The organism is Cryptosporangium sp. NPDC051539 (assembly GCF_044454545.1).
GTDB lineage: Bacteria > Actinomycetota > Actinomycetes > Mycobacteriales > Cryptosporangiaceae > Cryptosporangium.
Map to the genome: position 1 here is coordinate 390,559 of NZ_JBITDV010000006.1, position 11,713 is coordinate 402,271.

General features: G+C 72.0%; 12 protein-coding genes. 5 read left to right on the forward strand and 7 right to left on the reverse strand.

Annotated elements, in window-relative coordinates:
* The 4 genes from ACIBZJ_RS20930 to ACIBZJ_RS20945 form a co-directional block, all read right to left on the reverse strand.
* Complete coding sequence (locus ACIBZJ_RS20930) at positions 1-642, reverse strand: TetR/AcrR family transcriptional regulator (RefSeq protein WP_395931938.1); 642 nt, start codon at positions 640-642, stop codon at positions 1-3.
* A gap of 162 nt (positions 643-804) precedes the next feature.
* Complete coding sequence (locus ACIBZJ_RS20935) at positions 805-1,809, reverse strand: diguanylate cyclase domain-containing protein (RefSeq protein WP_395931940.1); 1,005 nt, start codon at positions 1,807-1,809, stop codon at positions 805-807.
* 59 nt (positions 1,810-1,868) lie between these two features.
* Complete coding sequence (locus tag ACIBZJ_RS20940) at positions 1,869-2,669, reverse strand: HpcH/HpaI aldolase/citrate lyase family protein (RefSeq protein WP_395931942.1); 801 nt, start codon at positions 2,667-2,669, stop codon at positions 1,869-1,871.
* Between the two features lie 14 nt (positions 2,670-2,683).
* Positions 2,684-3,208: a winged helix-turn-helix transcriptional regulator gene (locus ACIBZJ_RS20945; protein WP_395931944.1), complete on the reverse strand. Its 525-nt coding sequence runs from the start codon at positions 3,206-3,208 to the stop codon at positions 2,684-2,686.
* A gap of 89 nt (positions 3,209-3,297) precedes the next feature.
* Here ACIBZJ_RS20945 and ACIBZJ_RS20950 point away from each other — a divergent pair, with 89 nt between their 5' ends.
* Positions 3,298-4,683, forward strand: a complete 1,386-nt coding sequence (locus tag ACIBZJ_RS20950) for an MFS transporter (protein ID WP_395931946.1) — start codon at positions 3,298-3,300, stop codon at positions 4,681-4,683.
* Between the two features lie 22 nt (positions 4,684-4,705).
* Here ACIBZJ_RS20950 and ACIBZJ_RS20955 read toward each other — a convergent pair whose 3' ends face one another.
* On the reverse strand, positions 4,706-4,882 hold the full coding sequence (locus tag ACIBZJ_RS20955) for a hypothetical protein (RefSeq protein ID WP_395931948.1): 177 nt from the start codon (positions 4,880-4,882) through the stop codon (positions 4,706-4,708).
* Positions 4,883-4,957: 75 nt separating this feature from the next.
* Here ACIBZJ_RS20955 and ACIBZJ_RS20960 point away from each other — a divergent pair, with 75 nt between their 5' ends.
* The 3 genes from ACIBZJ_RS20960 (at position 4,958) to ACIBZJ_RS20970 (ending at position 8,322) form a co-directional block, all read left to right on the forward strand.
* Positions 4,958-5,404: a MarR family winged helix-turn-helix transcriptional regulator gene (locus ACIBZJ_RS20960; protein ID WP_395931950.1), complete on the forward strand. Its 447-nt coding sequence runs from the start codon at positions 4,958-4,960 to the stop codon at positions 5,402-5,404.
* A gap of 190 nt (positions 5,405-5,594) precedes the next feature.
* Positions 5,595-7,043: a S8 family peptidase gene (locus ACIBZJ_RS20965; protein ID WP_395931952.1), complete on the forward strand. Its 1,449-nt coding sequence runs from the start codon at positions 5,595-5,597 to the stop codon at positions 7,041-7,043.
* A 10-nt stretch (positions 7,044-7,053) separates the two neighbouring features.
* Complete coding sequence (locus tag ACIBZJ_RS20970) at positions 7,054-8,322, forward strand: hypothetical protein (protein WP_395931954.1); 1,269 nt, start codon at positions 7,054-7,056, stop codon at positions 8,320-8,322.
* On the opposite strand, the gene ACIBZJ_RS20975 is transcribed toward ACIBZJ_RS20970, so the two are convergent.
* Positions 8,319-9,197, reverse strand: coding sequence for a DMT family transporter (locus ACIBZJ_RS20975; RefSeq protein ID WP_395931956.1), 879 nt, complete (start codon positions 9,195-9,197; stop codon positions 8,319-8,321). The genes ACIBZJ_RS20970 and ACIBZJ_RS20975 overlap by 4 nt on opposite strands.
* A gap of 148 nt (positions 9,198-9,345) precedes the next feature.
* Entirely contained in the window at positions 9,346-10,056 is a 711-nt protein-coding gene (locus ACIBZJ_RS20980; protein ID WP_395931958.1) for a TetR/AcrR family transcriptional regulator, read from the reverse strand.
* Positions 10,057-10,362: 306 nt separating this feature from the next.
* On the opposite strand from ACIBZJ_RS20980, the gene ACIBZJ_RS20985 reads away from it, so the two are divergent.
* Positions 10,363-11,616 carry a lamin tail domain-containing protein gene (locus ACIBZJ_RS20985; RefSeq protein WP_395931960.1) on the forward strand — a complete coding sequence of 418 codons (1,254 nt, stop codon included), beginning with the start codon at positions 10,363-10,365 and terminating at the stop codon, positions 11,614-11,616.
* Positions 11,617-11,713 lie beyond the last annotated feature (97 nt).

The following is an 11,713-nucleotide window of genomic DNA, read 5'->3' on the forward strand; positions in this document are numbered from 1 at the left end:
TCATGACTTGCTCCCTTGAGGAGGGTCGGGGTAGAGGGCGGCCCGAGCTTGCTCGGCGAGCTCGGGAGTGATCAGCGCGTGCGAGTAGATGTCGAGCATCGCGAGTTCGAGGCGGTGCGCGGGATCCGCGTAGACGTCGTCGACGCCGAGCAGCCGGCCGACGTGGTTCTGCAGCAGCGAGACGCCGAACACCATCGCGGTCCAGGCCGCGGCGCGGGTGCCGACGTCGATCATCGGGACGTCGTCGCGCAGCTTGTCGGATTCCTCGATCCAGGTTTCGGTGAGCGTCGCCACCTGGTCGAACAGCGCGGCGATGGTGGGGGAGCCGTCGAGCAGCGCGCGCGAGAAGTAGCGCTGGAACGGCCGCATGGTCTGCGGGGAGACCGCCGTGCTGAACCGGTGCTCGCCGGCCGCTTCGGCGACCAGCGCGTTCGCGTCGCGGATCTGGTCCATCACGTGGGCGTCGACGGCGTCGCGCAGCGCCTCCTTCGAGCCGAAGTGATGGCGGACGAGGCCGGGGGAGACCCCGGCTTCGGCGGCGATGCTGCGGATCGTGGCTTTCTGGAACCCGACGTCGGCGAACTGGGCCAGCGCGGCATCGCGGATACGCGCGCGGGCGGTGAGGTCGTCGGGGTCGGACATTCAGCATCTCCTATCCAGGCGTGTAGTCGGCTACACGCTTGTGCAGGAGACTGTACGCCTGAATAGTCAGGGATTCACGAGGTACCTCGCCGGAATCTCGCCACCGCCATGGACGGCCAGGTCAGCGCCGTCGACGTAGCTCGTGAGGACCGGGGCGACGGGTCAGGAGACCGCGTAGAGGCGCCGGGGGGAGAACGCCTCCGAACCGGCGGCGAACCGGTCGCCGGGCGGAGCGGCGGCCCGGGCGCGGTGCAGGGCGGCGGCCGCGTCGGTGGCGATGTCGTCGGCCGTCGTGCCGGGGGTGCCCAGGGCCACGCCGATCGCGCCGCCGACCGAGACCTCGTGAGCGCCCGCGCGGATCGGCGCCCGGAGCGCGGTGATGAAGGCGGTGGCCACCTCGGTGGCCGTGTCCGGGTCGTCGACGCCGGGGAGGACGACGCCGAACTCTTCGGCCCCCAGCCGCCCCACCGAGTCGCCGGGACGGCTCGCCGCGGTGAGCCGGTCGGCGACCGTGGTCAGCACGTCGTCGCTCGCGCGCGGGACCTGGACCAGGATGAACGCGGTGGGGGTCCGGGCCAGGGCGGCGGCGAGGCGCCGGTGGGTCAGGTCGCGTGTGGCCAGTCCGGTCAGCGGGTCGTGGGCCGCCCGGTGCAGGAGTTCCTCGGTGAGCTCCAGACCGGCCAGGCTGGCCGCCACCTGCGTGCTCCAGGCGGTCACCGCGTCCCGGACCTCGGAGCCGAGCGGGCGGTGCGCCGACACCACGAGCGCGCCGACGTCCCGGCCCCCGGCGCGCAGCCGCAGGATCAGCGCGCTGCCCTTGCGCGGCGGCAGGTCGACCACCGTGCGGAGGTGCTCGCAGCCGGCGCCGTCCAGGTAGACCGGGTCGCCGCGGCGCAACGCCGCGACCAGATCCGGGGGCAGCGGCTCGAAGTCGAGCGTGCGGCCGATCGGGGAATCCGGGGCCGCGGCGACGACCTGGTGGCGGAGGTCGTGCCCCAGCGCCAGCAGCACCGTGCCCGGGACGGCGACGAGGGTCAGCGTCGTCTCGATCGCGGTGCGGTGGACGACGTCCCGCTCACTGCTCGCGGCGAGGCGGGCCGCACCAGCGGCGACCGCCCGTTCCCGGAGCACCGCCTGCTGCCCGGTGCTCGTCCGGAGTGCCCGCATCCGTCGTCCCGCCGCCGAAGAAGACTTCCGCCGGGGTAATCGGTCGGGAACGGCCTCAGCTAAGGCTTTCCGGCCCGGCGGAGCAGGGCCTCCGCGTGCCGGAGGACGGGCGAGTCGACCATCCGGCCCTCGAAGCGGAACACGCCGCGCTCGGTCCGGGCCGCGTCCAGCACCCGGCGGGCCCAGCCGGACTCCTCGGCCGGCGGCGTGTACGCGGCGCGGATCACCGCGACCTGCGTCGGGTGGATCGCGACCGTGCCGTCGAACCCGCTGGCGACCGCGTCCTCGGCCTCGGCGCCCAGGCCGTCGAGGTCGGCGATGTCGAGGTACACGGTGTCGAGCGCGAACCGTCCGTGGGCTTTCGCCGCCAGCAGCGACGTGACCCTGGCCTGCCGGGCGACGTCGCGGAACGTGCCTCCGGGGTGGCGGGACGCACTGCCGCCGAGCGAGGCGACCAGGTCTTCCGGCCCCCACATCACGCCGATCGTGTTCTCCACCGCGGCCAGGTCGGCCGCGGCCAGCACCCCCCGCGCCGATTCCAGCAGCACGACGACCTCGTACGGACGCAGGGCGAGCACGTCCGCGGTGCTTTCCGCCTTCGGGAGCATCACCCGGGTGTAGGCGGTCCGGGCCAGCGCGCGCAGATCGTCGGTGGGATCACCGGCGTTGATCCGCACGACCGTGCGCTCCGGGTCGAGCCGACTGCCGTGCAGCGCCTCGCGGGCGGTGTCCTTGTCGGCCGGGGCGACCGCGTCCTCCAGATCGAGGATGACGACGTCGGCCGCGGCGGCGGCCTTCGCGTACCGGTCCGGGCGGTCGGCCGGGCAGAACATCCACGCCGGGCCAGGGGGTTGCCACATGAGGTGTGCCTCCGTCAGGTCAGGACCAGCGGTTGCAGTATCCGGTGCGGCCCGCGGAGCGCGACGCTCACCCGGTCTTCGCGGAGATAGGCCAGGCCCGGCCCGGGCTCCATCCGGGTTTCCTGCGGGGGGACCACCGTGCCGCAGGCGTCGCAGACGGTCAGCCCGGCGATCGTGCCGTCGCATCCGACGTGCTTGAACACCCGGAGCGAGGGGCCGACGTCGAGGTGCCGGGTGCCCCAGGCCGTGAGCTGGAAGAGCATCGGCCAGAGCTCGGCCCCGGCGTCGGTGAGCACGTACTCGTCGCGAGGCGGTGCGTCCTGGTAGCGGCGTTTCTCCAGGATCCCGGTGCGGACGAGCGTCTCCAGGCGGTCGGAGAGCACCGCCCGCGGGACGTCGAGGTGGGCGAGGAAGTCGCCGAACCGCCGGACGCCGTAGAACGCGTCCCGGACGACGAGCAGTGTCCACCGCTCACCGAGTATCTCGAGCGTGCGGGCGAACGCGCAGTTCTGGCCCGCGTAATCCTTTCCGAGTCCCACGTCGTCGATCCTAGCGCGTCGGTTCGTTCACCGAACTGTGCTGTTCAAAACGGTTCATTCATTGAACCGACTCCTGTACGGTCTCCGTCATGACGACCACAGTGCCGGCGCCCGCCGGAACGACCGCCCTCCCCGGGCGGCGGGAGCAGTTCGTCCTGCTCGCGGTTTGCGCAGCCACGTTGCTCACGTTCGCCGACTACACCGCACCGGCCGTGGTGGTGCCGACGCTCGCCGCCGACCTGCAGGCGTCAGCCACCGCGCAGGTCTGGATCCTGAACGGCATCACGTTCGGGCTGGCGGTGCTCCTGCTCCCCGCGGGCAGCCTCGCGGACGACTTCGGACGACGCCGGGTCTTCCTCGGCGGCGTCGGCGGGCTCGCGGCGGCGATGGTCGTGGGCGCGCTCGCGCCGACCGCCTGGGTGTTCGTCGGCGCGCGGGTCGTGCAGGGGGTGGCCGGTGCGGCGATCCTCGCCGCCGGCCTCGGCTTGGTGGCGGACGCGTTCCCGGTCGGTCCGCACCGGATCCGGGCCGCCGCGACCTGGGGCTCGATGATCGGCCTCGGCATCGCGACCGGGCCGCTGCTGCAGATCGCGGCCGAGAACACGGCCGGTTGGCGGTCGTTCTACTGGGTGGCCGCCGCGGTGGGGGTGGTCGTGGTGATCGCGGCGCGGCCGGCGCTGCGCGAGTCGAAGGCGGCGCAGGCCCGGCGGGTCGACGTGGCCGGCGTACTGCTGCTCGGAGCCGGGCTGGTGTCGCTGCTGGTCGGGGCCACGAACGGCCGTACGGGCTGGGCCCGGACGCCGACCGCGCTGCCGATCGTCCTCGCGGTGGTGTTGTTCGGGCTGTTCGCGCTGCGCGAGTCGCGGGCGGGCGAGCCGATGATCGACCTGGCACTGTTCCGCCGCCCGCCGTTCCTGCTGGCGACGCTGAGCGCGCTGGCGAACGGGCTCGCGGTGATCGGTCCGATGACGTTCCTGCCGACCGCGCTCCAGCGGGGGAGCGGGTGGAGCGCCTCGCAGACCGCGCTGCTGGCGTTCGCCTGGGCGGGCACGATGTTCGTCGTCGGCCTGGCGGCGCGGCGGATGCCGGCCAGCGTCCACGGGGGCTGGGAGATCGGGATCGGGTTCGTGCTCTCGGCGGTGGGCGTCGCGATGTCGCTGGCGGCCGTGGACCACGCCTGGGGGCTGCTGTTCCCCGGGTTCGTGGTGGCCGGGCTCGGTGGCGGGCTGATCAACGCGACGCTGCCGCGGCTGGCGGTCGGCACGGTGCCGCCGGAGCGCAGCGCGATGGGATCCGGGGCGAACAGCACGGCCCGGTACGTGGGCTCCTCGCTCGGGGTGGCGGTGACCGCGTCGCTGGCGCCGACCAACCCGGGCGAGGCTCTGGGGGTGGGCATCGTGCTCTGTCTGGTGGCCGCGGTCGCCCTGGCGCCACTGGCGGCCCGCGCCCGGGTGCCGGCCGTAGCCACGGCCTGAGCGGTCGGGGCCCTCAGGCCACCTACGTGTCCTTGGATCGCCGGGCGGCGCGCTCCTCCTCCACCCGGCGTTTCCAGGCCGCGCGGGCCTCGGGGCTGTGGCCCTGGATCGCTCCGGAGACGGTCGGCGGCCCGAAGATCTGGAACAGCCACTCGCCGAATCGGCTGCGGGGAGTACGTCGCTGCTCGCTCTCGTCCATGAGATCGATAGTAAGCCAATCATTTGTGCACCAACAGTTGGCGTCATCACATTCTCCCGTGGAACAATGCCGGGCATGGACCTTGAGGACCCCCTCGCACTCGAGCGTCAGGTGTGCTTCGCGCTCGCCGTCGCGTCGCGCGGCGTCATCGCGGTGTACCGGCCGTTGCTCGATCCGCTGGGCCTCACCCACCCCCAGTACCTGGTCCTGCTCGCGCTCTGGCAGCGGTCGCCGCGCTCCGTCCGTGAACTGTCCGATGTGCTGCAACTCGACCCCGGCACGCTCTCCCCGCTGCTCAAGCGTCTGGAGGCGGCCGGGTTCGTGCGGCGTGAGCGCGACAGCCGCGACGAGCGGATGCTCGCGGTGACGCTCACCGAGGCCGGGGTGGCGCTGCGCGCGGAGGCCGAGAAGATCCCGCCGGCCGTGGTGGCGCGGCTCGGAATGGAGTTGTCCGAACTCGACCAATTGCACGCATCGCTCACCCGGGTGATCGCCGCCGCCCGCCCGGCGCCGGTGGCCTGACACGCCGGGGCCCCGTGTCGTCCGCGGAAGGTATTTCTCGAATCGGCGCGATGCTCTAGCCTGAGGCGCCGTGAACGGCGGCGAAATACCGCGTGAGTTCGGCGGGGACGAATCCCTCTCGCAGGGGCCGGTGCCCTCGTCTCCTGATCTCGTCCTGGACTCGGTGATTTCCAGGCCACTCCGCGATCGAATGGAATCCGCGGCGCCGACCGCGCTGCTGGGCGTCAACATCGAACTGCGCGGGAGCCATCCGGAGGGGGTCGACGGCGCACGCCGGGCGGTCTCCGAAATGGTGGAGACAATCGCACCGGAGGCGCCGATCCGCGCGGGACGGTCCTATCTGAGTTCGGCGCTGACCGCGCGTCAGATCCGCGAACTCGTCGTGACCGACCGCGATCTCGCGGGCGGGCCACCGGAGGCCGGAACCTCGCCGGACGCGCCACCCGGCGGACCGTCCGGCGGGCCGTCCGGCGCCCCGGACCAGGCCCGACTCTCCCCGCCGCAGTCCGCGCCGCGGTGGGCGATCCATCGGATCTGGCCCAATTTCGAGGTTCGCGCGCTCACCTACCGGACCGTCACGACGACCAAATGCGACGCGAGCCTGCGCGCGTTCCGGGCGACCGGCGCCGGTCTCGTCTGGGCCGTTCTCGATTCCGGGATCGACGGCACCCACGCGCACTTCGAGCGGTACCACAATCTGGTTCTTCCGGCCGGGCTCGCGCACCGATCGTTCGTCCACGACGCCGGTGAAGAGGATCCGCTCGTCGACAACGACGGCCACGGGACGCACGTGGCCGGCATCATCGCGGGCGAGTCGATGGGTGAAGTGATCGCCGCTACCTATTACCAGGACGACTCCGGAAATCGGACCAGCTCGCCGCAGACGATCGCCAGCATTTCCGGAATGGCGCCGCAATGCACGCTGCTGTCGTTCAAAGTGCTCCGATCCGACGGTTCGGGGGACACGGCGGCACTTCTCGACGCGCTCGAATACGTCTCGGAAGTGAACAACGGCGGGCGGGATCTCCGGGTCCACGGAGTCAATCTCTCGGTCGGCTACCCGTTCGACCCGTCGTGGTTCAGCGCGGGCCAGACCCCGGTGTGCCGGGAGGTCGACCGGCTCGTGCGCAGCGGCGTCGTGGTGGTGGCCGCGGCGGGCAACACCGGCTACGGCTACGCGTTCGACAGCGAGGAGCGGCAGGTCCAGCTCGGGCTCGGCCTGACGATCAACGACCCGGGCAACGCCGAGTGCGCGATCACGGTCGGGGCGACGTCGACCCGCCCGCACCTGACTGGGGTCTCGCATTTCTCGTCCAAAGGCCCGACCGGCGACGGCCGGCTGAAGCCCGACCTGGTCGCGCCGGGGGAGCGGGTCGTCAGCGCGGCGGCCGGGCAGGCGCTCGCCGAGGCCGAGGCGCGCGTGCCGGGCGCCCGGTACGTCGAGAACTCGGGGACGTCGATGGCGGCGCCGCACGTCTCCGGGGTGGCGGCCGGGTTCCTGTCCGTGCACCAGGAGTTCCTCGGGCGCCCCGAGGACGTCAAACGCATCCTGCTCGCCTCGGCGACCGACCTCGGGCGCGATCCCACGTTCCAGGGTCGCGGCCTCGTCGACGCGATGCGGGCCATCCAGTCGGTATGAGGAGGGGGCCGTGGAACGGTACGGGTTGTCGCTGGTCGAGTTGAAGAAGAACGGGTCGTTCGCGGACGCGGCGGCGGCGCGGTCGGTCGTCGCGGTGCTGGCGGCGGACGCACCGACCGACGTGATCGTGCTGGTGCACGGCTGGAACAACGACATGGACCAGGCCCGGTCGCTGTACCGGCGGCTGATCGGCTGCCTGGAGTCGGTGGAGCGCGGGGCCGGGTCGGCGCCGGGAGATCCGCGGGTCGTCGGGGTTCTGTGGCCGTCGATCCAGTGGGCCGACGAGTCGCAGGTGGCCGGTGGCGGGGCGGGCGTCGCGTCGCCGGCCGACGAGTTGCGGCGGGCGATCGTCGCCCGGGTCGAGGACGCCGCTCTGGCGCAGAAGCTGGCGGCACTGGTGCCGCAGCTGGACGGCTCGGCGGCGGCGCGGGCCGAGTACCTTCGCGGGCTGCGAACGCTCCTGTCGCCGGAGTCCGGCGATCCCGACGTGGTGCCGCCGACGCTCGTGACCGGGAGCGCCGACACCGTCTTCGAGCGTGCGAGCGCGCTCGTCGGGGGCGGGGAAGGCCGGGCCGGCGGCGGAGCCGCGAACGGCGCGGCGGCCGGTGGGGGTGCCGGCCCAGGGGGTGGAGCGGCCGGGCTGAACCTCGGGGGCTTCGTGCGACGGGGGCGTTCGCTGCTGAACACGTTCTCGTACTTCCAGATGCGGGCCCGGTCGGGGGACGCCGGGTCGGTCGGCGTCGCGGGGCTGCTGGCCGATCTGGCCGGGGAGATCCCGGGAGCCCGGCTGCACCTGGTCGGGCACTCGTTCGGCGCCCGGGCGGCGACCGCAGCCGCGTCGGCCGCGACCGTGCCGATCGCCTCGCTGACGCTGCTGCAGGCGGCGTTCAGTCACTACGCGCTGGCCGAGAACTGGAAGGACGGCCAGGACGGGATCTTCCACCGGGTGCCGTCCCGGCTCACCGGCCCGCTGATCGTCACCCACACCCGGAAGGACCGCGCGGTCGGTCTGGCGTACGCGCTCATCTCGCGGATCGCCGGGCAGGTCGCGGTCGGCGTGGGCGACCGGGACGACCCCTACGGCGGTCTGGGGAGCAACGGCGCGCTGAAGACGCCGTCGGCGTCGTTCTCCGACCTGCTCGCGCCGGGCGGGACGTATTCGTTCCTGCCGAAGCACGTCCACAACCTCAAAGGCGACCCGTTCATCTCCGGCCACGGAGCGATCGACAACGACGCGGTCGCCTACGCGCTGTGGAGGGCGATGGCCCTCGGTTCCTAGGCCTCGGCCGGCGCGGTGGCGAGGGAGTCGTCCGCCACCGGCGGCCGGGTGCGGCCACCGCGGCTGGCGTTGGCGAGCATCGTCACGCCGATCGCGGCTCCGACCGCGCAGGCCAGGGCGAGCGCCGAGCCCGGGTACCCGCCGGTGACCCGGTCACCGAGCAGCACGATTCCGATCACCGCGGCCGCGACCGGGTTCGCGATCGTGCTCACCGCAAGTGGCGCGCCGAGCCCGTTCCGGTAGGAGTGCTGGGTCAGCAACAGCCCGAGCACGGTCAGCACCGCGACTCCCAGGCCGGCGATCAGCACCAGCGGGGTGAACACCGCGGACACCCCGTCGTCGGCGAGCCGCACGGTGATCGTCTGGCTCACCGCCGACGAGATGCCGAACGCGATACCGGCCGCCGCCGCGGTCCAGAGCACGGACCCGCGCAGGATCCGGCTGATACCCTCCAGCGCGACCAGCGCCGCGGCCGCGGTGACCAGCACGGTGATCAGCTGCGTCAGGGTCAGGGCCGCGTCGTTGCCCGCCGAGCCGATCAGGAAAACTAAGCCCAGCAGCCCGGCGAGCGTGAACGCCATCCCGTTCCACTCGGATCCCGACACCCGCCGCCGCGCGGTCATCGCGGCCAGCGGCACCGCCATCGGCAGCGTCAGGATGCCGAGGGCCTGGATCAGCGAGAGCGGACCGGCGCGCAGCGCGGCCAGGTGCAGAACGGCCGCGACCCCGTTGAGCGCGGTCGCCAGCCACCAGTGGAGGTTGCCCGCGAGTCTGCGCACCGGGAGCGTCGCGAGCCGTTCCTGGAGCACCGCCGCGGCGGCGTACGCCACTGACGACAGCAACGCGAGGGCGATGCCGACCAGTACCGTGCCCACACTGCTCCCCGTCGTCCGTCCGTCGCCGTTACCGGATCTCCCGGTGACAGGTCAGACGTTACGTGGGTGAGCCACACATCCGCGTGGTCCGACAGTCGTATGTGGCCATACTGCGACAGTCGTAGGCCCGGCCGCGGGCGTCGCAGGCTCAGCCGAGCGCGCGCAGCCCGGCGCCGGGGAGAGCCAGATCACAATCGAGCGGCTCGGACTGCAGCCCGTCGAGCAGGATCGCGAGGTATCGCTGCCAGAGCTCGGGCTCGACGTTCTCGGCGTACTCGTTGAGGTTGCTCATCACGAACTGCAGCGCGGGCAGATCGGCCGGGCCCATCTGGCTCGGCACGACCTCGGACGCCCGGGCCCGGTCGACCAGCCGGTTGAGCGCAGGCAGCAGCCGGGCCTCCGCGGTCGCGGCCGCACGCTCGCTGGTCGACTCACCCTGGAGCAGCATCCGCAGACCGGAATTGCGCGACTGCACCCGGCCGGACTCGCTCAGGAAGTCGAGGAAGCCGAGCAGCGGGTCGGCGTGTTCGGTCGCGGCCTCGGCGGCGTCGGCGAGTTCGGTGAGCGCCTGCTGGAACAGCGACTCGATCAGCTCGTCCGGGTTCGGGAACGCCCGCCGCACGGTGCGGACCGACAGCCCGGCGAACCGTGCGATGTCCTCCAGCGTCACGTCCAGCCCGTAGACCGCGAACACCTCGCGGGCCGTCTCCTCGATGCGGGAGCGGTCACGGTCGGCGTCGCGGCGCGTCCGGCGCGCCGACGGCCCGGAAGCGAGCCCGACATCGGAGGATGTCGCGGGGACAGGGTAGGACGACTGCGGAGGGTAGGGGACGGTAGTAACCGGAGGTGCTGTCTCCATGTGGAGATCGTACCTTCAATTCGTCGGGGCGGCCACGATGATGACCGCCGTTACCAGGGACAACGGCTGACGTTAGGACGAAGTGCCCAGAGCTGACCACTGATTTCCCGGGGCGGGAGCCGCGGCGAGCAGAATCGCTCTGCGTGCCAGCACTGAATTGTCGTCGATTCTCTTTCCCGGTGTTGCCGAGGTGGCGCAGCATATGGGCACGTGGTCTCTGCTCGACCAGCCGACACCTTACCCGATCGGCCCATTACCCAAGAAGCTTTCTGCGCCGCGGAAACACGACGTGAACGGAGACGCCCGATGAGCTACACGTTGCTCAAGGGTTCATTTGTCATTCGCTATTCGGACCTGCCCCGGCAGGGTCCGCAGCCCGACGGCGACACGGTGAAGTTCCGGCCCGACACACCCGCTCTGGTCGACACCCTGCCGCGCACCTCGGGCCAGGGTGCCGATCTCAACGCGCGGGGCGTCTCGGTCCGCCTGGAGGCCATCGACGCGTTGGAGACCCACTTCGCGAGCGCTCATCAGGAGCCGACCGGCGCGAATGCCGCCCGGGACGCGCTGCTCGCGATGCTGGGCTTCACGAACGTCGTGTTCTTCGCCGACCAGCCGAACAAGGTGCAGTCGGCCGATCAGGACTCGATCCGCGGTCACGTGCTGACCAACGGCATCGACGCCAACGGCCGCCTGATCGGCTTCGTCTTCCCGGGTGACACCAGCCCGGTCGACGGCGCGGCGATCTTCCTCGACGACACGCTGGTCGATCAGTCGGCGAACGCCCGCCTGCTGCGGGACGGGCTCGTCTACCCGGCCTTCTACGCGTCGCTGCCGGCGTCGCTGCGGCAGCACCTGTCGGGGATCTCGACGGCGGCCCGCGCGGCGAACACCGGCATCTGGGCCGAGTCGACCGCCGACCCGAACGGTGCCGCCACCATCCCTGACCTGGCCACACTCGAGACGCTGGCGATCTGGCCGAAGCTGTTCCGCCGCCTGGTGCCGTACTTCGCCACCGGCGCCACCGACTTCGACGGCCTGGACGCCTGGCTGCGTGCCGACCCGGTCAACCGCGACGACGAGTTGCTGCTGCTCGCGACGGCCGAGCGCAGCAACATGCACGACGTGATCAAGGCCTCGGGGACGCAGATCCAGCTGACGGCCTGGCCGGAAGACTTCGTGATCAGCCCCGACCCGGCCCCGCCGGGTGCCCCGACCGGCCCGCAGCCCGCGGCTGCCGGGAACGTGCTGATCATCGCGGCCCTGCCGGATCCGCTCGGCACCGATCGGGGCCACGAGACCGTGACGCTGCTGAACGTCTCGGCGGCCGCTGTCCCACTGGACGGATGGGGCCTGGTCGACGCGGCCGGAGGCCGGTACGAGCTGGCCGGCTCGCTCGCCGCCGGTGACGTCCTCCGGGTGACGCTCAGCGGCGCGTTGTCGCTCGGCAACGCGGGCGACACGATCACGCTGATCGAGGCCAAGGGCACGCTCGTGGACCAGGTCACCTACAAGGCGGATCGCGTGAAGCCGGGCCGCACGGTGTACTTCGGCCGGTGAATTCCGCGCATTGATTCACCCGGTGCTGAAAAGGCCATGGCCCCCGTTCGGGGGCTGTGGCCTTTGCCTTTCTTTCGGTTCACTGATCGGCCGAATA